Source organism: Kitasatospora sp. NPDC089509, from assembly GCF_044749365.1.
Taxonomy (GTDB): Bacteria; Actinomycetota; Actinomycetes; order Streptomycetales; family Streptomycetaceae; genus Kitasatospora.
On sequence record NZ_JBIVHS010000022.1, the window covers coordinates 111,743 to 132,454 of the forward strand.

The 20,712-nt window shown below is 72.3% G+C and carries 20 protein-coding genes; 16 read left to right on the forward strand and 4 right to left on the reverse strand.

From position 1 onward, the window contains the following. The 3 genes from hpnH (at window position 1) to ACIP4P_RS34000 (ending at window position 4,546) form a co-directional block, all read left to right on the forward strand. Window positions 1-1,029, forward strand: a complete 1,029-nt coding sequence (hpnH, locus tag ACIP4P_RS33990; RefSeq protein ID WP_350512777.1) for an adenosyl-hopene transferase HpnH — start codon at window positions 1-3, stop codon at window positions 1,027-1,029. 132 nt (window positions 1,030-1,161) lie between these two features. Next, entirely contained in the window at window positions 1,162-3,072 is a 1,911-nt protein-coding gene (gene dxs / locus ACIP4P_RS33995) for a 1-deoxy-D-xylulose-5-phosphate synthase (protein WP_400925106.1), read from the forward strand. Then, the gene (locus tag ACIP4P_RS34000) at window positions 3,062-4,546 is read left to right on the forward strand and encodes an aspartate aminotransferase family protein (protein WP_400925108.1); all 1,485 of its coding nucleotides are present in this window, start codon (window positions 3,062-3,064) and stop codon (window positions 4,544-4,546) included. Before dxs ends, ACIP4P_RS34000 begins: the two co-directional genes overlap by 11 nt. Before the next feature lie 57 nt (window positions 4,547-4,603). On the opposite strand, the gene ACIP4P_RS34005 is transcribed toward ACIP4P_RS34000, so the two are convergent. Continuing rightward, window positions 4,604-4,879: a DUF6343 family protein gene (locus ACIP4P_RS34005; RefSeq protein WP_400925110.1), complete on the reverse strand. Its 276-nt coding sequence runs from the start codon at window positions 4,877-4,879 to the stop codon at window positions 4,604-4,606. A gap of 77 nt (window positions 4,880-4,956) precedes the next feature. Between ACIP4P_RS34005 and ACIP4P_RS34010 the strand changes: the two genes are divergently transcribed. Then, window positions 4,957-5,172: an I78 family peptidase inhibitor gene (locus ACIP4P_RS34010; RefSeq protein WP_350512781.1), complete on the forward strand. Its 216-nt coding sequence runs from the start codon at window positions 4,957-4,959 to the stop codon at window positions 5,170-5,172. Between the two features lie 68 nt (window positions 5,173-5,240). Here ACIP4P_RS34010 and ACIP4P_RS34015 read toward each other — a convergent pair whose 3' ends face one another. Together ACIP4P_RS34015 and fabG are read right to left on the reverse strand one after the other, a co-directional pair. Continuing rightward, window positions 5,241-6,074, reverse strand: coding sequence for a phosphatase PAP2 family protein (locus ACIP4P_RS34015; protein WP_400925112.1), 834 nt, complete (start codon window positions 6,072-6,074; stop codon window positions 5,241-5,243). A gap of 231 nt (window positions 6,075-6,305) precedes the next feature. Beyond that, window positions 6,306-7,073 (reverse strand): 3-oxoacyl-ACP reductase FabG, encoded by a 768-nt coding sequence (fabG, locus tag ACIP4P_RS34020; RefSeq protein ID WP_400925114.1) that lies wholly within the window; start codon window positions 7,071-7,073, stop codon window positions 6,306-6,308. 374 nt (window positions 7,074-7,447) lie between these two features. On the opposite strand from fabG, the gene ACIP4P_RS34025 reads away from it, so the two are divergent. Beyond that, window positions 7,448-8,344 carry a MarR family winged helix-turn-helix transcriptional regulator gene (locus ACIP4P_RS34025; RefSeq protein ID WP_350512784.1) on the forward strand — a complete coding sequence of 299 codons (897 nt, stop codon included), beginning with the start codon at window positions 7,448-7,450 and terminating at the stop codon, window positions 8,342-8,344. 214 nt (window positions 8,345-8,558) lie between these two features. Here the strand turns inward: ACIP4P_RS34025 and ACIP4P_RS34030 are convergent, their stop codons facing one another. Then, window positions 8,559-9,422: an aldo/keto reductase gene (locus ACIP4P_RS34030; protein ID WP_400925117.1), complete on the reverse strand. Its 864-nt coding sequence runs from the start codon at window positions 9,420-9,422 to the stop codon at window positions 8,559-8,561. Between the two features lie 376 nt (window positions 9,423-9,798). On the opposite strand from ACIP4P_RS34030, the gene ACIP4P_RS34035 reads away from it, so the two are divergent. The 11 genes from ACIP4P_RS34035 (at window position 9,799) to ACIP4P_RS34085 (ending at window position 20,709) form a co-directional block, all read left to right on the forward strand. Further along, on the forward strand, window positions 9,799-11,559 hold the full coding sequence (locus tag ACIP4P_RS34035) for an ABC transporter transmembrane domain-containing protein (protein ID WP_400925119.1): 1,761 nt from the start codon (window positions 9,799-9,801) through the stop codon (window positions 11,557-11,559). Between the two features lie 46 nt (window positions 11,560-11,605). Then, window positions 11,606-13,378, forward strand: a complete 1,773-nt coding sequence (locus tag ACIP4P_RS34040; protein WP_400925121.1) for an ABC transporter ATP-binding protein — start codon at window positions 11,606-11,608, stop codon at window positions 13,376-13,378. A gap of 157 nt (window positions 13,379-13,535) precedes the next feature. Next, window positions 13,536-13,781 carry a LapA family protein gene (locus ACIP4P_RS34045; RefSeq protein ID WP_350512788.1) on the forward strand — a complete coding sequence of 82 codons (246 nt, stop codon included), beginning with the start codon at window positions 13,536-13,538 and terminating at the stop codon, window positions 13,779-13,781. A gap of 47 nt (window positions 13,782-13,828) precedes the next feature. Then, complete coding sequence (locus ACIP4P_RS34050; RefSeq protein WP_400925185.1) at window positions 13,829-14,557, forward strand: amino acid ABC transporter ATP-binding protein; 729 nt, start codon at window positions 13,829-13,831, stop codon at window positions 14,555-14,557. A gap of 10 nt (window positions 14,558-14,567) precedes the next feature. Further along, window positions 14,568-15,491 carry a glutamate ABC transporter substrate-binding protein gene (locus ACIP4P_RS34055; RefSeq protein WP_400925123.1) on the forward strand — a complete coding sequence of 308 codons (924 nt, stop codon included), beginning with the start codon at window positions 14,568-14,570 and terminating at the stop codon, window positions 15,489-15,491. 12 nt (window positions 15,492-15,503) lie between these two features. After that, window positions 15,504-16,148 (forward strand): amino acid ABC transporter permease, encoded by a 645-nt coding sequence (locus tag ACIP4P_RS34060; RefSeq protein ID WP_350512789.1) that lies wholly within the window; start codon window positions 15,504-15,506, stop codon window positions 16,146-16,148. Beyond that, window positions 16,145-17,014: an amino acid ABC transporter permease gene (locus ACIP4P_RS34065; protein WP_400925126.1), complete on the forward strand. Its 870-nt coding sequence runs from the start codon at window positions 16,145-16,147 to the stop codon at window positions 17,012-17,014. The genes ACIP4P_RS34060 and ACIP4P_RS34065 overlap by 4 nt, the downstream gene beginning before the upstream one ends. Window positions 17,015-17,161: 147 nt before the next feature. Further along, window positions 17,162-18,067, forward strand: a complete 906-nt coding sequence (locus tag ACIP4P_RS34070; protein ID WP_350512831.1) for a LysR family transcriptional regulator — start codon at window positions 17,162-17,164, stop codon at window positions 18,065-18,067. A gap of 111 nt (window positions 18,068-18,178) precedes the next feature. Then, window positions 18,179-18,760 (forward strand): cysteine dioxygenase family protein, encoded by a 582-nt coding sequence (locus ACIP4P_RS34075; RefSeq protein ID WP_350512791.1) that lies wholly within the window; start codon window positions 18,179-18,181, stop codon window positions 18,758-18,760. A gap of 14 nt (window positions 18,761-18,774) precedes the next feature. Beyond that, window positions 18,775-19,842: a YeiH family protein gene (locus tag ACIP4P_RS34080; protein ID WP_400925187.1), complete on the forward strand. Its 1,068-nt coding sequence runs from the start codon at window positions 18,775-18,777 to the stop codon at window positions 19,840-19,842. 159 nt (window positions 19,843-20,001) lie between these two features. Beyond that, window positions 20,002-20,709, forward strand: coding sequence for a spermidine synthase (locus ACIP4P_RS34085; RefSeq protein WP_400925128.1), 708 nt, complete (start codon window positions 20,002-20,004; stop codon window positions 20,707-20,709). The last annotated feature ends 3 nt before the right edge of the window (window positions 20,710-20,712 follow it).

Below are 20,712 nucleotides of genomic sequence, written 5' to 3' on the forward strand. Positions count from 1 at the left end.
ATGGCCATGCCGTTGCGCCAGACCGTGCGGGTCGGCACCTACCTGATGCAGCAGAAGCTGCTCAAGCGACGCGACAAGTTCCCGCTGATCGTCGAACTGGAACCGCTGTTCGCCTGCAACCTCGCCTGCGAGGGCTGCGGCAAGATCCAGCACCCGGCGGGCGTCCTCAAGCAGCGGATGCCCGTCGCCCAGGCGGTCGGCGCGGTCCTGGAGTCGGGTGCCCCGATGGTCTCGATCGCCGGCGGCGAGCCGCTGATGCACCCGCAGATCGACGAGATCGTCCGACAGCTGGTGGAGCGCCGCAAGTACGTCTTCCTCTGCACCAACGCGCTGCTGATGCGCAAGAAGATGGACAAGTTCAAGCCCTCGCCGTACTTCACCTTCGCGGTGCACATCGACGGGCTGCGCGAGCGGCACGACGAGTCGGTGGCCAAGGAGGGCACCTTCGACGAGGCGGTGGCGGCGATCAAGGAGGCCAAGCGGCGCGGCTTCCGGGTCACCACCAACAGCACCTTCTTCAACACCGACACCCCGCAGACCGTCATCGACGTGCTGGACTACCTCAACGACGAGCTCAAGGTCGACGAGATGATGATCTCTCCGGCCTACGCCTACGAGAAGGCCCCCGACCAGGAGCACTTCCTCGGCGTCGAGCAGACCCGGGAGCTCTTCCGCAAGGCCTTCGCCGGCGGCAACCGCAAGCGCTGGCGCCTCAACCACAGCCCGCTCTTCCTGGACTTCCTGGAGGGCAAGGCCGACTTCGAGTGCACCCCCTGGGGCATCCCCAACTACTCCCTGTTCGGCTGGCAGCGGCCCTGCTACCTGATGGCCGACGGCTACGTGCCGACCTACCGCGAGCTGGTCGAGAAGACCGACTGGAGCAAGTACGGGCGCGGCAAGGACCCGCGCTGCGAGAACTGCATGGCCCACTGCGGCTACGAGCCGACCGCCGTCCTCGCGACGATGGGCTCGCTCCAGCAGTCGCTGCGCGCCATCACCGAGACCGTCAGCTCCAACCGCGGGCGCTGAGGCCGGGCCGGCGCCGCCCGGCCCCGCAGCCGACCGCGTCCTGAGCTCCCGCCCGGCCCGGGCCCTCGTGCCCGGGCCGGCCCCGCCCCCGGTGGGCGGGGGCACCACCGCTCCGAGTCGTGAGGTGTACCCATGTCACTGCTCTCCCGCGTCACGTCCCCGGCCGAGCTGCGCAAGCTCCCCGCCGCCGAACTGCCGCTGCTCGCCGACGAGATCCGCGACTTCCTGATCGACGCCGTCACCCGCACCGGCGGACACCTCGGACCCAACCTCGGCGTGGTGGAGCTCACCATCGCGCTGCACCGGGTCTTCGACTCGCCGTACGACCGGATCGTCTTCGACACCGGACACCAGAGCTACGTCCACAAGCTGCTCACCGGGCGCCAGGACTTCTCCCGGCTGCGGATGAAGGGCGGACTGTCCGGCTACCCCTCGCGGGCCGAGTCCGAGCACGACCTGGTCGAGAACTCGCACGCCTCCACCGCGCTCTCCTACGCCGACGGACTCGCCAAGGCCGCCCAACTGCTCGGCCAGCACGACCGGCACACCGTCGCGGTCATTGGCGACGGCGCGCTCACCGGCGGCCTCGCCTGGGAGGCGCTCAACAACATCGCCGAAGCCCGCGACCGGCCGCTGGTCATCGTGGTCAACGACAACGAGCGCTCCTACGCCCGGACCATCGGCGGCCTGGCCAACCACCTGGCCACCCTGCGCACCACCCAGGGCTACGAGCGCTTCCTGGCCATCGGCAAGGAGGCGCTGCAGCGCACCCCGCTGGTCGGGCAGCCGATCTTCGACGCCCTGCACGGGGCCAAGAAGGGCTTCAAGGACGCCTTCGCCCCGCAGGGCATGTTCGAGGACCTCGGGCTCAAGTACCTCGGCCCGATCGACGGCCACGACCCGGGAGCGGTCGAGCAGGCGCTGCGCCAGGCCCGGAACTTCGGCGGCCCGGTCATCGTGCACTGCCTGACCGTCAAGGGACGCGGCTACCGGCCCGCCGAGCAGGACGAGGCGGACCGCTTCCACGCCGTCAACCCGATCGACCCGTACACCTGTCTGCCGATCTCGCCCAGCGCCGGGGTCTCCTGGACCTCGGTGTTCGGCGAGGAGATGGTCGAGCTCGGCGCCGAGCGGCCCGACCTGGTGGCGATCACCGCCGCGATGCTCCAACCGGTCGGGCTGGCGCCGTTCGCCAAGGCGTACCCGGACCGGACCTTCGACGTCGGGATCGCCGAGCAGCACGCCGTCACCAGCGCGGCGGGGCTGGCCACCGGCGGGCTGCACCCGGTGGTGGCGGTGTACGCGACCTTCCTGAACCGGGCCTTCGACCAGGTCCTGATGGACGTCGCCCTGCACCGGCTGGGCGTCACCTTCGTGCTCGACCGCTCCGGGGTGACCGGCTCCGACGGGGCCTCGCACAACGGGATGTGGGACCTGTCGATCCTCCAGGTCGTCCCCGGGCTGCGGCTGGCCGCGCCGCGCGACGCCGAGCAACTGCGGGCCCAGCTGCGGGAGGCCGTCGAGGTCGCGGACGCGCCGACCGTGGTGCGCTTCCCCAAGGGCAACGTCGGGCCGGTGGTCACGGCGGTCGAGCGGATCGGCGGGACGGACGTGCTGCTGCGCACCGGCCGGGCACCGGAGATCCTGCTGGTGGCCGTCGGCGTCACCGCCTCGGCCTGTCTGGACGCCGCCCGGCTGCTGCTGGCCGAGGGCTTCACCGCGACCGTGGTCGACCCGCGCTGGGTCAAACCGGTCGACCCGGCGCTGGCCGAACTCGCCGCCGCCCACCGGCTGGTGGTCACGGTCGAGGACAACGGCCGTACCGGGGGCGTCGGTTCGGCCGTCGCCCAGGCGCTGCGCGACGCCGACGTGGACGTCCCGGTCCGGATGCTCGGGTTGCCGCAGGAGTTCCTCGGCCACGCCGCCCGCGGCGAGATCCTGGAGGAGGCCGGGCTGACCGGCACCGGGGTCGCGGCCCAGACCGCCGTCTTCGCCAAGAACCTGCTACCGACCCGAGGAGCGAACCCGCGCCATGCCGGCTGACCCCGCCGCCGCCGACCGCACCGCCGCCGAGCGCACCGCCGCCGAGCGCACCGCTGCCGACCCCGCCGCCGTCGGCCGCCCGGCCGGCGGTCGCCCCGCCTTCGACCTCGCCGCCCTGCTCGCCGAACGCGGCGGCGAGCGCTACGAGTTGCACAGCCGCCACCTCAATCCGCAGCTGCCCCGGATGCTCCGCACCATCGGCTTCGACAAGTACTACGAGCGTGCGGAGGGCCAGTACTTCTACGACGCCGAGGGCAACGAGTACCTCGACATGCTGGCCGGCTTCGGCATCTTCGCGCTCGGCCGGCACCACCCGGTGGTGCGCTCCTCGATCCAGCAGGTGATGGACCTGGACCTGCCGGACCTGGTCCGCTTCGACTGCTCGCCGCTGCCCGGCCTGCTGGCCGAGCGGCTGCTGTCGTACGCGCCCGGACTGGACCGGGTGTTCTTCGGCAACAGCGGCACCGAGGCGGTGGAGACCGCGCTGAAGTTCGCCCGGTACGCCACCGGCCGCAAGCGGATCCTCTATGCCGACCACGCCTTCCACGGGCTGACCACCGGCTCGCTCTCGGTCAACGGGGAGAACGGCTTCCGCAAGGGCTTCGACCCGCTGCTGCCGGACACCGCCATCCCGCTCGGCGACATCGGGGCCCTGGCCAAGGAGTTGAAGCGGGGCGACGTCGCGGCGTTGATCGTCGAACCGATCCAGGGCAAGGGTGTCCAGGCGCCGCCGCCCGGCTGGCTGCGGGCCGCCCAGGCGCTGCTGCACGAGCACAGGGCACTGCTGATCTGCGACGAGGTGCAGACCGGGATCGGCCGCACCGGGGAGTTCTTCGCCTACCAGCACGAGGAGGGCGTGCTGCCCGACCTGGTGTGCGCCGCCAAGGCGCTCTCCGGCGGGTACGTGCCGGTCGGGGCGACGCTCGGCAAGAGCTGGATCTTCGAGAAGGTGTACTCCTCGATGGACCGGGTGCTGGTGCACTCGGCCAGCTTCGGGTCCAACGCCCAGGCGATGGCGGCCGGGCTGGCGACCCTGGAGGTGATGCGCGAGGAGAAGGTGGTGGAGAACGCCCGGCAGGTCGGTGACCGGTTCCGGGAGCGGCTGACCGCGCTGATCGAGCGGTACGAGCTGCTGGCCGAGGTGCGCGGCCGCGGGCTGATGATCGGCATCGAGTTCGGCCGGCCCAAGTCGCTGAAGCTGCGGACCGGTTGGACGGCGCTGCAGGCGGCGCGCAAGGGGTTGTTCGCCCAGATGGTGGTCGTCCCGCTGCTGCAGCGGCACCGGATCCTGACCCAGGTGTCCGGGGACCACCTGGAGGTGATCAAGTTGATCCCGCCGCTGATCATCACCGATCGGGACGTGGACCGGTTCATCGACGCGTTCACCGAGATCATGGACGAGGCCCACCGGGGGAACGGCCTGATGTGGGACTTCGGCTGGACCCTGGTGAAGCAGGCGGTCGGCAACCGGTGACGGCGGCGGAGTGGGAAGTCGGCCCGGCCGACTTCCCACTCCGTGGGAGACACCGCGTCAGAGCTCGGTCCGGCGGCGCCGGACCACCACCACGAGATCGACGACGGCGAACAGGGTGAGCAGCCCGAGGGCGACCGCGAAGCCGGTGAGGGTGCCCCGGCTGGGCGCGCCGTCGACGGGGGAGGCGGCCGCCCAGTACGCGAAGCCCGCGGTGCCCAGCGCGAACAGCGGGGTGAAGGTCAGCGAGAGCAGGTAGCGGAGCTTGAGGTCGCTGCGGGCGGTGGCCGGCTCGGTGCCGCTGCGCCACCGTCGCCGAGGGGTCGTGGTGCGCATGCCGGTTCACCTCCGGGCCGCGCGGGTGGGGGCTACGATTCCAGCGTACGTCCGAGGGGGAGAGCCGGGGAGGCGCGATGACGGGGACGGACGCCGGGGGCGCGGGCACGACGGAGGACGGCGAGGGCTACGCGGGGCTGCGGATCGAGCGGGCCCGGGAGCTGGCCCGGCGGCACGGCTGGGCCTCGGTCCGGGTGCTGGAGCCGGGGCAGCTGATCACCATGGAGTACCGGGAGGGGCGGTTGAACCTCACGGTGCGGGACGGTGTGGTCGAGCGCAGCTGGGAGGGGTAGGGCCCGACCGGGCTGCGGCGCGGGCGGCGGCCTCGGCGTTGTCGGCGCGCTTGGTGGGTGCGGTGGGTTCAGGGGGCGAACCGGCGTTGGAGTCGGCGGTGGAGCCGCTGTTCGGCGACCGCGACCAGGGGTTCCAGCAGCGGCAGCGAGAGCAGCACCAGCAGGCCGGCGGCCCAGCCGGCCAGGACGTCGGAGACCCAGTGGGTGCCCAGGTAGACCGTGGTGAGGCCGATCGAGCAGGCGGTGGCGGCGGCGATCACCGTGCCGGTGCGCCGCCAGCGGACCGCGAGGTAGGCGAGCACGCCCCAGGTGACCACGGCGTTGGCGGTGTGGCCGGACGGGAAGATGGTGCCGCCGGAGAACAGCTCGGGCGAGCCGACGTACTGGGCGTAGTGCGGGCCGAGCCGGCCGGTGACGATCTTGACCGCACCCACCGTGACGTTGAGCAGCAGCAGGGCGACGCCCATCACCAGCAGCGGGCGCAGTCGGCCGAGGCGGTGGGCGCGCCACAGCAGCCAGGCGAAGGCGGCGATCGCGCTGGGTCCGCGCTGCCCGGCGACCACCCAGGCGTTGAGCAGCGGTTCGAGGCTGGGCCACCGGTCGTACGGGCGCAGCAGCCGGACCGACCAGTCGAGGTCGACCAGGTCGGTGTTGAGCAGGACGCCGGCCAGCACCAGCAGGTAGGCGGCGAGGGTGACGGCGAACAGGGCGGCCCGGCGGCGGCTCATCGGGGGCCAGCCGGCCGTGCCGTCGTCGAGGGCGGTGGCCTGGCGGGGCGCGCCGCGATCGAGGGCGGCCGGGCCGGGTGTGCCGCGGTCGGGGCCCGGTTGTTCCCGAGGGGAGCCGGTGCGGCGTTCCGGCCCCTGTCGCGGAATGCGAGCGGCGGTACTCCTGGATTGCACGGGGTGACCATACCCATCCGGCGCAGGCTATTCCGGAGGGAATTGTCATTTTCCCGGGAAATCGACAATTGAGTGCTCTGCGGGCGACCTGGGGAGTGATTTCCGGTATTCCAGGATCGAATGCCAGTGTGGTCTTCGAATGATTCTCCAAAAGCCCCGGTAAAGAAAACGGAGCGGGAGGCCGGTTTGCCCGGCTTCCCACCCCGTGGTCACCCTGTGTAGGTTCGGTGCTCAGTCGAGGGGGCCACCTGCGACGTAGATCACCTGTCCGGAGACGAAGCCGGCGCCCTCGCTGGCGAGGAACGAGATGGTGTGGGCGACGTCCTCGGGCTCGCCGACGCGCTGGACCGGGATCTGGGAGGCCGCAGCGCGCTTGAAGTCCTCGAAGTCCATGCTGACCCGGGCGGCGGTGGCCGCCGTCATGTCCGTGGCGATGAAGCCGGGGGCGACGGCGTTGGCGGTGATGCCGAACTTGCCCAGCTCGATGGCCAAAGTCTTGGTGAAGCCCTGCAGGCCGGCCTTGGCGGCGGAGTAGTTGGCCTGGCCGCGGTTGCCCTGGGCGGACGAGGAGGACAGGTTGACGATGCGGCCGAAACCGGCGTCGACCATGTGCTTCTGCACCGCCCGGGTCATCAGGAAGGCCCCGCGCAGGTGCACGTTCATGACCGTGTCCCAGTCCGACTCGGACATCTTGAAGAGCAGGTTGTCGCGGAGTACGCCCGCGTTGTTGACCAGCACGACCGGGGTGCCGAGCTCGGCGGCCACCCGGTCGACGGCGGCCTGGACCTGCTCGGCGTCCGAGACGTCTGCGCCGACCGCGAGCGCCCGGCCGCCGGCCGCGGTGATCCGGTCGACGGTGTCCTTGCCGGCGGCTTCGTCGAGGTCCAGGACGGCCACCGCGTAGCCGTCGGAGGCCAGGCGCACGGCGGTGGCGGCGCCCAGGCCGCGGGCGGCGCCGGTGACCACGGCGACCCGGGGGGCGGTGCTCTGCTCGGTCATGCTCGCTCTCGTCTCTCTCGGGGGGTGCCTCCGGGGGAGTGCCCCCGGAGAGGGTGCCCATACCCTACCGGCGGGTAGGGAAGGCGGCCAGGGTGGAGAGACGCAGGTGACGGTCGGTAAGGACCGACCGGTCGGCTTTCTGCCGAGAACGAGTTACTGCAAGGCGTTGGCAGCGCGTAAATATGCCAATGTTGCCGAACCTGCGTCTACTATCCGCCCCTGCCTGCCAGCAAGGGCCAGCCGTTTGTATAGTGTCCGCCAGCAGCCACCGGCTGCACGGCTGGAGCGCCCTCCCTCATAGCTGGACGCCCACTCGCCGTTACTGCCCCACCCGGGTGTCCCACACACACCGGGTGTGACATCGGGACGGATACATGGTGCTGGGGGAGATCCCGACAACCCGCGTGTCTGCGCGACTGCAGCAGTCGCCCGGACACCTCATTCGCGTTGCGCAGCAGGTTCACACCCGGCTGTGGTCCGAGCATGTCGGAGCCGATCTCACGGCTCCGCAGTTCGCGGTCCTGCTGGTGCTCGCCCTCGAACCGGGCGCGGACCAGCGCACGGTCGGCGAGCGGGCCTCGCTGGACAAGGCCACGATGGCCGAGATGGTCGCGCGGCTGGTCCGCCGCGGCCTGGTGCTGCGAAGGCGTGACCCGGCCGACGGCCGGCGCAAGCTGCTCGCCCTGTCGCAGAGCGGCGCCCAGGCGGTGCGCGAGGCCACCGGTGGTGTGGTCCGCGTCCAGCGGGTGCTGTTCGAGCCGCTCACGGCGGAGGAGCAGGTCGAGATCGTCCGGGTGATGGCCAAGATAGCCAGGCTGGAACCCGCGGCGGTCGCCGTCTTCACGGACGCCCGGCCGATACTGGACGCCCAGCGGGCGATCGGCTACCTGATCAGGGTCGGCCAGCAGGTGCACACCAAGCTCTGGTCGGAGCACGTCGGTGCGGAGCTGACCGCCCCGCAGTACGCCGTGCTGGACGCGCTGGAGCTGGAGCCGGGCGCGGACCAGCGCACGGTCGGCGAGCTGGCCTCGCTGGACAAGGCCACGATGGCCGAGATGGTCAGCCGACTGGTGCGCCGAGGCCTGGTGCAGCGCCGGCGGGACCCCTCGGACGGGCGGCGCAACCTGCTGTCGCTCTCGCCGGCGGGTCAGGACCTGCTGCACCGCTCGGCCGCCGGAGTGGCCGAAGTGCAGCGGTTGCTGCTCGCGTCGCTGGCGGAGGACGAGCACGAGGCCGCACTCACGTTGATCGCCAAGGCGGCCAGACTCTAGTCCAAGCTTTGGTAACAACAGCCAAAACGATTCACCAAGGAGCCTGAGGCCCACGGTCGTTGACAGCGGCCGTCGGTTGGCGTCGGTGAATCCGGACATGGCGAAGTGCCGCTCGTCCCTGACCGGAACGAGCGGTACTTCGATATGACCGACGCTCAGAAATGTCGTTGTCGGGGGCGCCGGGCCGAGTCGGCCGGCGCCCCCACGGCGGTCATCAGTTCCAGTCGAACCCCTGCGGGTCCGGGCCGATCCGCTTGCCGGTCGCGACCCCGGCGATCGCCGCGAGGTCCTCGGCGTCCAGCTCGAAGCCGGTGACGTCCAGGTTCTCCCGGATGCGGGACGGGGTGACCGACTTCGGGATCGCGATCACGCCGCTCTGCAGGTGCCAGCGGAGCACCACCTGGGCGACCGTGCGGCCGTGCTTCTCGGCGATCTTCGTCAGCGCCGGCTCGGCCAGCAGCTCGCCGCCCTGACCCAGCGGGCTCCACGCCTCGGTGGCGATGCCGTGCTCGGCGTGGAAGGCGCGCAGCTCCTCCTGCGGGAAGTACGGGTGCAGCTCGACCTGGTTCAGAGCCGGGACGACCGAAGCCTCGTCCAGCAGGCGGGTGAGCTGCTCCTGGCCGAAGTTGGAGACGCCGATCGAGGTGACCCGGCCGCCCTCCTTCAGCTGCTCCAGGGCCTTCCAGACGTTCAGGAAGGTGCCGTGCATCGGGCGCGGCCAGTGGATCAGGTACAGGTCGATGTGGTCGAGGCCGAGCTTCTCGAGGGAAGCGTCGAACTCGCGCAGCACCGCGTCGCGGCCCTGCTCGCCGGACCAGTCGCGGGTGCCGGAGTTCCACAGCTTGGTGGTGACGTAGAGGTCCTGGCGGGCGAGGCCGCCCGCCAGTGCCTCGTTGATGGCCGCACCGGTGCCGGTCTCGTTCTCGTAGATCGCCGCGGTGTCGATGGAGCGGTAGCCCGCCTCGATCGCCGTGCGCACGGCGGGCGTCGCCTCGGCGTCCGGCACCTGCCACACGCCGAAGCCGAGCTGCGGGATCTTGGCGCCGTCGTTCAGGGTGACGCTGGGGATGTTGCTCACGGGAAGGGGTGCCTTCCTGGTTGTCCGTTGGTTCCAGAGGGGGCAACTGGCGCCCCGGCACGATTGTTCCCGCCGTTCGGGGGAATCTTTGGCGAACCTTTACGGCGGCGTGGCGTGCGCCCGGGGCCGGGTTGACGGGGGAGCCGCTCCGGGGCCGCGGAAAACCTGTTGCACGGGTCACAGCGGGCTTGGCAGGCTCCGGGCATGACCTCCTGAAATCCGGGTCCTTCGCACCCGACCCCGTTCGTCCGGCGCCCCAGCGGGGGCGTTGCGACGCAGCCGCGCCGTCGCGCCGCGCGCTCCCCGCCCGTGCCTTCGTGTGAGCGGGACGACTTCGTACCTCCAGCACTTCCCGCACCCCCCGCATCGGAGTGTCATGCCGCTCTCCTCCCTGCCGCTGGCCGACCCCGGCAGCCCCGACCTCTCCTCACCGCCGGCCTTCCTGCGCTGGCTGCAGCGCGCCCAACGGCCCGGGCAGGTCCGCGCCACCTGCTGGGCGCTGCTCGAAATGGGCGCCCAGGCCGCGCTGCCGATCCCGCTCGGGCACGGGGTGCAGGCCGCCGTCGACGGCGACGCCGGCGGGATCTGGCGGGCCGGCGCGCTCGCGCTGCTGCTGGCCGCCACCGCCTCGCTCGGCACCGTGCTGCTGCACCGGCAGGCGGTCTGGAACTGGATCCACGCCGCCAGCCACGTACGGCAGTTGGTGGCCCGGCAGGCCTCCCACCTGGGGGCCGGGCTGTCCCGGCGGATCGCCACCGGCGAGGTGGTCGCGGTCGGCAGCGGGGACGTCGAGCGGATCGGCTGGTACGTCGAACTGGTCGCCCGGGTCCGGGCCGCCGTGATCGTCTGGTTGACGGTCAGCGCGGTGGTGCTGGTGGTCGAGCCGGTGCTCGGGGTCGGGGTGCTGCTCGGCGTCCCGGTGCTGGCCGCCTCGGTCTGGCCGCTGATCGGGCCGTTCGAGCGGCGCTACCAGCAGCAGCGCGAACTCGGCGGCAAGGCCACCGAACTGGCCGCCGACACGGTGGCCGGGCTGCGGGTGCTGCGCGGCATCGGCGGCGAGGAGCTGTTCCTGGAGCGGTACCGGACGGCCTCCCAGAAGGTCCGTGCGGCGGCGGTGCGCTCGGCCCGGCTGTGGTCGCTGATGCAGGCCCAACAGGTGCTGCTGCCGGGCCTGTTCGTGGTCGGGGTGACGTGGTACGGCGCCCGGCTGGCGGCCTCCGGCGAGCTCGGCGTGGGCACCCTGGTCGCGGTCTACGGGGCGACCGCCTTCCTGGCCGCGCCGCTGCGGATCCTGGGCGAGGCAGCGCACGCCTGGAGCGTCGCCCGGGTCTCCGCCGGTCGGGCGGTGCGGGTGCTCTCGCTCAGCCGCACCGGCGACACGGCCGACGGCGTGCTGACCCGGCCGGACCGGTCCGACCTGCACGACCCGGCCACCGGGCTGACCGTCCGGGCCGGCGAGCTGACCGCGGTGGTCTGCGGGGACCCGGACTTCGCCGGGGCGCTCGCCGAGCGGCTCGGCGGGCACGTCCCGCTGGCCGAGGACGAGCAGCCCCTGCCGTCCGTCCGGCTCGGTGGCACCGAGCTGGACACCGTCCCGCTGGCCGAGGCCCGCGCGGCGGTGCTGGTCCACGACAAGGAGCCGGTGCTGCTCTCCGGCACGCTGGCCGAACTGCTGGACATCCCGTCCTCGGGCCGGGTCCCGGTGGCCGAGGCGCTCACCGCCGCCCGTTCGGAGGACGTGCTGGAGGCGCTGGTGGACGGCTCGCCGGAGTGCGAGGGGGACCCGATGCGCGCCCGGCTCACCGAGCGCGGGCGCTCGCTCTCCGGCGGGCAGCGCCAGCGGCTGGCGCTGGCCCGTGCCCTGCTGGCCGACCCGCCGGTCCTGGTGCTGGACGAGCCCACCAGCGCGGTGGACGCCCACACCGAGTCCCGGATCGCCGCCGGCCTCCGGGACACCCGGTCCGGGCGCACCACGGTGGTCTTCGCGACCAGCCCGCTGCTGCTGGACCAGGCGGACCGGGTGGTGCTGCTGCGCGAGGGCCGGGCGGTCGCGGCCGGGCGGCACCGCGACCTGATGCGCACCGAGCCGGCCTACCGGGCCGTGGTCACCCGGGACGAGGAGGCGATGTCGGTATGACCACCACCGCCGTCGACCGTCCGGTCCCGCACGTGAGGAGTACGTCATGAAGCCCCCCGTCCATCAGGAGCAGGGGCCGGCCACCACCCTGCCGGTCGGCTCCCCGGCCGCCGTGCGCGGGTACCTGGGAGTGCTGGCGAAGCGGCACCGGGGCGGGTTCGCCGCGGTGGTCTCGCTGCACTCGATGGCCACCCTGGCCGGACTGGTCGGGCCCTGGGTGCTCGGCAGCCTGGTCGAGTCGCTGGCCACCGGCACCGCCGGGTCCACCATCACGGTGGCGGTCGGCTGGTACCTGCTCGCACTGGCCGTGCAGTCCGCGTTCACCGGCTGGTCCCGGATGCGCGGGGCGGTGCTCGGCGAACGGGTGCTGGCCGACCTACGGGAGGACTTCCTGGTCCGCTCGGTCGCGCTGCCGACCGGGGTGCTGGAGCGGGCCGGCACCGGGGACCTGGTCTCCCGGGGGACCACCGACATCGACCGGCTGGACAAGTCGGTGCGCGAGGCGGTGCCCGAACTCGCCGTCGCGGTGGTCTCGTTGCTGCTGGTGCTCGGCGCCCTGCTGGTCACCTCGCCGCTGCTGGCGCTGACCTCGCTGATCGGGCTGCCGCTGCTGCTGGTCAGCTCCCGCTGGTACTTCCGGCGGGCGCCGCAGTCCTACCGCAACGAGTCGGCCGGGTACGCGGCGGTGAGCAACGTGCTGGCCGAGACGGTGGACGCCGGGCGGACGGTCGAGGCGCTCCGGCTGGGCGAGCAGCGGGTCCGGCTGACGGACCGCAAGCTGCGCGAGTGGCTGGCCTGGGAGCGCTACACCCTGTGGCTGCGCTCGGTCTGGTTCCCGACCATCGACGCGGTCTACACCTCGGCGCTGCTGGCCACCCTGGTGGTCGGCGGGCTGCTCACCCTCAAGGGTTGGCTCACCGTCGGCCAGTTGACCACCGGCGTGTTGTACGCGCAGATGCTGACCGGCCCGGTGGACCTGATCCTGCGCTGGTACGACGAACTGCAGATCGGGCAGGCCTCGTTGGCCCGGCTGGTCGGCGTGCGCGAGGTGCCGGAGCACGAGGGGGACGAGTCGGCCCGCCCGGACGGCCGCCGGGTGGAGGCCCGGGACGTCCGGTTCGGCTATCGCGAGGGCGCGGACGTCCTGCACGGGATCAGCCTGGACGTCGCCCCGGGCAGCCGGGTCGCGCTGGTCGGCCCGTCCGGGGCGGGAAAGTCGACCCTGGGGCGGCTGCTGGCCGGGATCTACGCACCCGGCCGCGGCTCCGTCACCCTCGGCGGGGCGGCGCTGTCCCGGATGCCGGCCGAGCGGGTGCGGGCGGAGGTCGCCCTGGTCAACCAGGAGCACCACGTGTTCGTCGGCACCCTGCGGGACAACCTGCGGCTGGCCGCGCCCGGGGCGGACGACACCGAACTGCGTGCCGCGCTGGACGCGGTGGACGCCGGGGCCTGGGTGGACGCCCTCCCGGAGGGGCTGGACACCGAGGTCGGCTCCGGCGGGGCCTCGCTGACCCCGCCGCAGGCCCAGCAGCTCGCGCTGGCCCGGCTGGTGCTGGCGGACCCGCACACCCTGGTGCTGGACGAGGCCACCTCGCTGCTGGACCCGCGGGCCGCCCGGCACCTGGAGCGCTCGCTCTCCCGGGTGCTGGAGGGCCGGACGGTCATCGCGATCGCCCACCGGCTGCACACCGCGCACGACGCGGACGTGATCGCGGTGGTCGAGGGCGGACGGATCAGCGAGTACGGCAGCCACCCGGAGCTGGTCGCGGCCGGCGGCCCGTACGCGGCGCTCTGGCGCTCCTGGCGGGACGAACGCTAGGCCCCGCCCCGCGCCCCGACCGCCGGGGGCGGCGGTCGGGGCGGGGTGACGGGGGTGCGAAACCCGTTCGGGGCCGGATTGCCCCGTGCGGGTTACTCACCCGCCCGTAAGGGCGCGTAACCGGGCAAATCGTCAGCCCGGCCAGCACACTGCTCCGGTGACCAAGACTTCAGACGGCTCGTCCCGGCCCCAGCGCAGCGAGATCGGCGGGATCCCCACGCGGTACATCGGGATCGGCGTGATCGTGATCCTCGCGGTGTGGTTCCTGTTCGCCAACCTCGACAAGGTCAAGATCCAGTTCTGGGTGTTCACCGTGACCGCGCCGCTCTGGATCGCGCTGCTGGCGACGCTGGTCGCCGGCGGCGTGCTGGGCTGGCTGCTGAAGGGACGGCGCGCCCGGTGAGCACCGCCCCCGAACCGGCGCCGACCGGGTCCCCGTCCTTCACCCCGCTGATCGAACTGCGCGGGGTCAACAAGCACTTCGGCGATCTGCACGTGCTGCAGGACATCGAGCTGACGGTCGGCCGGGGCGAGGTCGTCGTGGTGATCGGTCCGTCCGGCTCCGGCAAGTCCACGCTCTGCCGGGCGATCAACCGGTTGGAGCCGATCGAACGCGGCACCATCCTGATCGACGGCGAGCCGCTGCCCGCGGAGGGCAAGGGGCTGGCCAGGCTGCGCGCCGAGGTCGGCATGGTCTTCCAGTCCTTCAACCTGTTCGCGCACAAGACCGTGCTGCAGAACGTCTCGCTCGCCCAGATCAAGGTCCGCGGTCGGGGCAGGGCGGAGGCGGACACCAAGTCCCGCGCGCTGCTGGAGCGGGTCGGCCTGTCGGCGCACGCCGACAAGTACCCGGCCCAGCTCTCCGGCGGCCAGCAGCAGCGGGTCGCGATCGCCCGCGCGCTGGCGATGGACCCCAAGGCGCTGCTGTTCGACGAGCCGACCTCGGCGCTCGACCCCGAGATGATCAACGAGGTGCTGGACGTCATGCGCCAGCTCGCCAGCGAGGGCATGACCATGGTGGTGGTCACCCACGAGATGGGCTTCGCCCGGGCCTCGGCGAACCGGGTGGTGTTCATGGCCGACGGCCGGATCGTCGAGGACCGCGCCCCGGAGGCCTTCTTCAGCGCCCCGGAGAGCGAGCGCGCCCGGGACTTCCTGTCCAAGATCCTGAAGCACTGAGGGCGGCGCCGTGAACCGTGTGACGACGCCCGCCCGGCGGGCGGGCGGCCGCGTGACCGCCGCCGTGCTGCTGCTCGCCGCGCTGGCGACCGGCTGCGGCAAGGCCGGCACCCCGCCGCCCAAGGGCCCGCAGCCCAGCGCGCTGCCCAGCTACCAGGTGCAGGACTCCTCCGCGATCACCGGCTCGCCGACCCTGGACGCCGCCCGCAGCCGGGGCCACCTGGTGGTGGGTGCCAAGGAGGACCAGCCGTACCTGGGTCAGAAGAACCCGGCCACCGGGGTGTACTCCGGCTTCGACATCGAGATCGCCAAGATGGTCGGTGCCTCCCTCGGGTTCCCGCCGGAGCGGATCCAGTTCAAGACCATCGCCTCGGCCAACCGCGAGACCGCGCTGCAGAACGGCCAGGTGGACTACTACGTCGGCACCTACACGATCAACGACAACCGCAAGAAGCTGGTCGGCTTCGCCGGGCCGTACTTCATCGCCGGGCAGTCGCTGCTGGTGCGCAAGAACGACAACAGCATCCACGGCCCGCAGGACCTGAACGGCAAGAAGGTCTGCTCGGCGGCCGGTTCGACGCCGTACCAGCGGATCCAGTCGCAGTACCCCAAGGCGCACCTGATCGGCTACGACACCTACTCGGCCTGCGTGGACAACCTGATCACCGGCCAGGTCGACGCCGTCACCACGGACAACGCCATCCTGCTGGGCTACGCGGCCAAGGTGCCGGACGAACTCAAGGTGGTGGGACCGCTGTTCTCGACCGAGCCGTACGGGATCGGCACGCCGAAGAACGACACCGTGCTGCGCGGGGCGCTGAACGACGCGCTGGTGCACCACGAGCAGAACGGGGACTGGAAGAAGGCCTTCGACGCGACCCTCGGCCTGTCCGGGGAGCCCGCGCCCACCCCGCCGCCGATCGACCGGTACTGAGAGGGCCGCGCCGTGAAAACCCTGACCGACAACTGGTCGACCTTCTGGGACGGCTTCCTCGGCACGCTCTCGCTGTTCGCGGTGAGCGCCGTGCTGTCGCTGGTGCTGGGCGTGCTGATCGCGGGCTTCCGGGTCTCGCCGGTCCGGCCGCTGCGGCTGTTCGGGACGGTGTGGGTGACGCTGCTGCGCAACACGCCGCTGACCCTGCTGTTCTTCATCGTGGTGCTGGGCCTGCCCCGGTTCAACATCACGCTGCCCTTCTACACCTTCGCCGTGCTGGCCCTCGGCTGCTACACCTCGGCCTTCGTCTGCGAGTCGATGCGCTCGGGGATCAACACCGTGCCGTCCGGGCAGGGCGAAGCCGCCCGCAGCCTGGGGATGAGCTTCGGGCAGACGATGAGCCTGGTGGTGCTGCCGCAGGCGTACCGCTCGGTGGTGGCGCCGATCGGCAGTGTGATGATCGCGCTGGCGAAGAACACCGCGATCGCCGGTTCGTTCAGCGTCACCGAACTGCTGGGCACCTACCGGACGCTCAACGAGCTGGGCTACAGCATCATCTGGACCTTCGTCTGGATCGCCGTCGGCTATCTGATCATCACCCTGGCCATCAGCGCCGTCTTCAACCTGTTGGAACGACGAGTGGCGGTGTCCCGATGACCGTTCAATCCTCGGCGCTGTACGACATCCCCGGCCCGAAGGCGCTGGCCCGGCACCGGCTGTACGGCGGGATCGCGCTGCTGCTGATCGCGGCGCTGATCGGCTGGGTCGTCTACATGCTGTTCCACACCCACCAGTTCACCTACGCCAAGTGGGAGCCCTTCGAGTACCGGGGCGTGCAGGACCTGCTGCTGCGCGGTCTGGGCAACACCCTCCAGGCCTTCGGCTGGACGGCGCTGTTCGCGCTGCCCTTCGGCGCGCTGTTCGCGGCCGGGCGGCTGTCCGACCACCGGCCGGTGCGCTGGTTCGCCACGCTGGTGGTGGAGTTCTTCCGGGCCATGCCGCTACTGGTGATGATCTTCTTCGTCTTCGTCGCCCTCAAGGTGCAGCCGCTGTGGGCGCTGGTGGCCGGGCTGGTGCTCTACAACGGCTCGGTGCTGGCCGAGGTGTTCCGGGCCGGGGTGCTCGCGGTGCCCAAGGGGCAGCGGGAGGCGGCGTACGCGCTGGGCATGCGCAAGACCCAGGTGATGGCGTACGTGCTGGTGCCGCAGGCCAACCGGGCGATGCTGCCGGCCATCATCAGCCAGCTGGTGGTCGCGCTCAAGGACACCTCGCTCGGCTTCCTGATCACCTTCGAGGAGTTCCTGCACGCGGGCAAGCTGATCGCCACCAACCTGGACTACGACCTGCCGTTCATCCCGGTGGTGATCGTGATCGCGCCGATCTACATCGGCATGTGTCTGCTGCTGTCCTGGCTCGCCCGCTGGGTCGAGCGGCGCAGCCGCCGCAGCCCGAGCGTGCGGGGCGGGGCGCCGGTGGCCAAGGCGGGGGTGGCGATGGGGCTGCCGCCGTCGGCCCAGCAGTGAGTCCGGCGGGGACGGTCCGGCCCCAGTGGGAAGGATGGTTCGAAACGGAACCATAGGTGCGGGTGGGGTCGGAGCCGGTACCTCCAAATTCCTCTTATGATTGCGAGGGCAGGCGGCAGACGACCGGGCGGAGGGGCCATGGAGCCGGTGTTCGACTCGCGGCACATCAGGACGTTCCACGAGGTCGTCCGGGCCGGCTCCTACTCGGCCGCGGCCCGGGAGCTCGGCTACACCCAGCCCGCCATCACCCAGCAGATGAAGGCCCTGGAACGCACCGTCGGCGTCCCGCTGTTCACCCGCGCCGGGCGCGGGCTGCGGCTCACCGAGGCCGGCGAGGCGCTCTCCCGGCACGCCGAACTGATCCTCGGCAGCCTCTCCGCCGCCCAGCAGCAGCTCGCCGCGCTGGCCCGGCTGCGGGCCGGGCGGGTCCGGGTCTGCGCCTTCCCCAGCGCCAACGCCACCCTGATACCCGAGGCGATGGCCCGGCTGCTCGCCGAGCACCCCGGCGTGCGGGTCGAGCTGCTGGAGGCCGAGCCGCCGGACTCCGTCCAGCGGCTGCTGCGCGGCGAGTGCGACATCGCGCTGGCCTTCCGCTACCCGGGCCAGACCACCGAGCTGCCGGACGGTCTGGACGAGATCCCGCTGATGGAGGACCTGCTCACGGTGCTGCTGCCGGTCGGGCACCCGCTGGGCCGCCGGCACGCCGTCCGGCTGGCCGATCTGGACGGCGAGCGGTGGATCGCCGGCTGCCCGCGCTGTCGGGCCAACCTGCTGCACGTCTGCGCGGAGGAGGGCTTCGCGCCGGACATCGTGTTCTCCACCGACGACAACCTCGCGGTGCAGAGCCTGGTCGCCGCCGGGGTCGGGATCGCGCTGATGCCCGCGCTGGTGCTCTCCTTCATGTGCCACCGCAAGGTCACCGGGCGGGCCGTCGAGCCGCACCTGCGGCGGCAGGTGAGCGCGTACGTGTTGCGCGAGCACCGGCGGATCCCGGCCACCGGACTGGTGCTGGACCACCTGCGGCAGGCGGCGGCGAGCCGGGTGGGGTGCTGAGCGGAGCCGGGCCGGGGAGCCGAGCGGAGAGCTGACTCATAAGCATGAGTGGGGGTAACGCTTAGAAACCCTCGTTGGACGTGATAGGTCGGTTGGTCCGAACCTGCTGGCATGACACCCTCAGCCACGGTCGACAGCGACCGGCTCACCGAGCGGATGACCGCGCTGGTCGGCGAGATCCGCGCCGTCGTGGACCGCGGACTGCCGCCCGAACTCACCGCGTACCTGGTCGGCGAACGCCTCGCCCCGCACCTGCTCACCGCCCCCGACGGGCCGGACGCGCTGCTCACCCCCGCGCAGCGCGAGGGCGACCCGCAGCGCTACCGCCAGCACGTCCTGCACGCCGAGGAGGACGGCAGCTTCTCCGTCGTCGCCCTGGTCTGGCTGCCCGGGCAGCAGACCCCGATCCACGACCACGTCTCCTGGTGCGTGGCCGGCGTCCACCAGGGCCAGGAGAGCGAGACCCGCTACCGGCTGGTCTCCGACGGGCGCAGCTCCCGACTGGTCGAGACCGAGCACGTGGCCGGTCCGGCCGGGACGGTCGCCGCCTTCGCCCCGCCCGGTGACATCCACCTGGTGCGCAACGCCTGCAGCAGCACCGCGATCTCGATCCACGTGTACGGCGCGGACGTCGCGCGGCTCGGCACCAGCATCCGGCGGGTCTACCGGCTCCCCGCCGACCAGGAGCGGTGAACGCCGACGTGGCACTGACCCTCCGGGAGCGGACCACCCGCACCCGTTCACTGCCCCCGCTGGGCGGGGACACCCCCGGCCTGCTGCTCGCGGCGGTCGGGGTGGCCGCCGCCCTGGGCGTCCACGCCGTGGTGCCGGCCGTGCCCGAGCTCACCGCCGCCGTGGTGCTCGGCATGGCGGCGGCCCATCTGCCCGGGCTGCGACCGGTGGTCCGCGGGGTCGCCCGCCCGGGGCTGTCGACGGCCGGGAAGCGGCTGATGCGGCTGGGCATCGTGCTGCTCGGGCTCAAGCTCAGCCTGGACGACGTGCTCGGCCTCGGCTGGGCGACCGTCGCCATGGTGCTCACGGTGGTGGCCGCGACCTTCGCCGGCACGCTCTGGCTCGGCCGCAAGCTCGGACTGCCCGGGGACCAGTCGCTGCTGGTCGCCACCGGGTACTCGATCTGCGGGGCCTCGGCGATCGGCGCGGTCAGCCAGGCGGCCGGCAGCGAGGAGGAGGACGTCGCCTCCTCGGTCGCGCTGGTCACCCTGTGCGGGACGCTGGCGATCGCCGTGCTGCCGCTGCTGCAGCACCCGTTGGGGCTCGGTGAGATCGAGTTCGGGCGCTGGGTCGGGGCGAGCGTGCACGACGTCGGGCAGGTGGTCGCCACCGCGCAGACCGGCGGGCCCGGGGCCCTGCGCGAGGCCGTGCTGGTCAAACTGATGCGGGTGGTGCTGCTGGCGCCGTTGGTGGCCGGGGTCGCCGTGATGGCGCGGCGCAACGCGCGTGGGGCCGCCGCTGCCGCCGCGGACGGTGCGGACGGGACGGCGAAGAGCGGCAGTCGGCCGCCGATCGTGCCGATGTTCGTGGCCGGGTTCCTGGTGATGATCGTGCTGCGGACCACCGGGGTGCTGCCCGAGCGGGTGCTCGCACTGGCCGGGGACGCGCAGCAACTGCTGCTGGCCGCCGCGCTGTTCGGGCTCGGCAGTGCGGTGCACCTGCCGACCATGATGCGGACCGGCGGGCGGATCGCGCTGCTCGGACTCGGCTCCTGGGTGGTCGTCGCGGGGGTCTCGTACGCGGGGGTGCTGGTCACCACCTGAGACGGGCGGGGTGTGCGCGGGCCGGGCCCGATCCGGGTTCAACCGCAGGCCCGGCCCGCGCGGACTCGGTTATTGTCGGGCGGGTGATCCGGTGCGGGTGGTGATCGCCGCGCGCCGGGCCGTAGCCGCAGCCGCTGCCGAGTCCGTCGAGGAGGACACATGACCACCGCACTGCCCGAACGGGACGGCCACCAGGCCGTCGTCACGCTCGACCGGCGGGAGGGACCGTTCGGCGAGGTGGTGCTGCGGCAGCGCGGACGGCACTACGAGATCATCGCCAACGGCTGCTTCCTGATGGACACCGCCGACGGGCGCTCGGAACGGCTGCTGATCCAGGCGGCGCTGGACGAGCTGGACCGCACCGGCGGGGTGGCCGCGCCCTCGGTGCTGATCGGCGGGCTCGGGGTCGGCTTCTCGCTCGCGTACGCGGTGGCCGAGCCGCGCTGGGCCCGGATCGCCGTCGTCGAGCGGGAGGGCGCGATCATCGACTGGCACCGCTCCGGACCGCTGGGCGCCTTCTCCGACGGCGCGTTGGACGACGAGCGGGTCGCGGTGCTCCACACCGATCTGCTGGAGTACCTGGCGGCGGCCGACGGACAGCGGTACGACGCACTGTGCCTGGACATCGACAACGGGCCGGACTGGACCGTCACCGACTCCAACTCCGGGCTCTACGGGGCGGACGGGCTCGCGGTGCTCTGGCACCGGCTGCGGCCCGGCGGGGTGCTGGCGGTGTGGAGCGCTCAGCCGTCGGCGGACTTCGAGGAGGCGCTGCGGAGCGCGGGGTTCGCGGATGTGGTCAGCCGGGAGGTCCCGGTCGGTCGGGGCGTGCCGGACGTGGTGCACCTGGCGCGGCGGGTCGGCTGAACC

Bases quoted from the DNA above. Each gene is read 5' to 3' on its own strand.
- ACIP4P_RS34085 (WP_400925128.1), top strand. From the start codon at position 20,002: ATGACCACCGCACTGCCCGAACGGGACGGCCACCAGGCCGTCGTCACG.
- ACIP4P_RS34040 (WP_400925121.1), top strand. From the start codon at position 11,606: ATGAAGCCCCCCGTCCATCAGGAGCAGGGGCCGGCCACCACCCTGCCG.
- ACIP4P_RS34065 (WP_400925126.1), top strand. From the start codon at position 16,145: ATGACCGTTCAATCCTCGGCGCTGTACGACATCCCCGGCCCGAAGGCG.
- ACIP4P_RS34010 (WP_350512781.1), top strand. From the start codon at position 4,957: ATGACGGGGACGGACGCCGGGGGCGCGGGCACGACGGAGGACGGCGAG.
- ACIP4P_RS34025 (WP_350512784.1), top strand. From the start codon at position 7,448: ATGGTGCTGGGGGAGATCCCGACAACCCGCGTGTCTGCGCGACTGCAG.
- ACIP4P_RS34005 (WP_400925110.1), bottom strand. From the start codon at position 4,879: ATGCGCACCACGACCCCTCGGCGACGGTGGCGCAGCGGCACCGAGCCG.
- ACIP4P_RS34075 (WP_350512791.1), top strand. From the start codon at position 18,179: ATGACACCCTCAGCCACGGTCGACAGCGACCGGCTCACCGAGCGGATG.
- dxs (WP_400925106.1), top strand. From the start codon at position 1,162: ATGTCACTGCTCTCCCGCGTCACGTCCCCGGCCGAGCTGCGCAAGCTC.
- ACIP4P_RS34035 (WP_400925119.1), top strand. From the start codon at position 9,799: ATGCCGCTCTCCTCCCTGCCGCTGGCCGACCCCGGCAGCCCCGACCTC.
- ACIP4P_RS34000 (WP_400925108.1), top strand. From the start codon at position 3,062: ATGCCGGCTGACCCCGCCGCCGCCGACCGCACCGCCGCCGAGCGCACC.
- hpnH (WP_350512777.1), top strand. From the start codon at position 1: ATGGCCATGCCGTTGCGCCAGACCGTGCGGGTCGGCACCTACCTGATG.
- fabG (WP_400925114.1), bottom strand. From the start codon at position 7,073: ATGACCGAGCAGAGCACCGCCCCCCGGGTCGCCGTGGTCACCGGCGCC.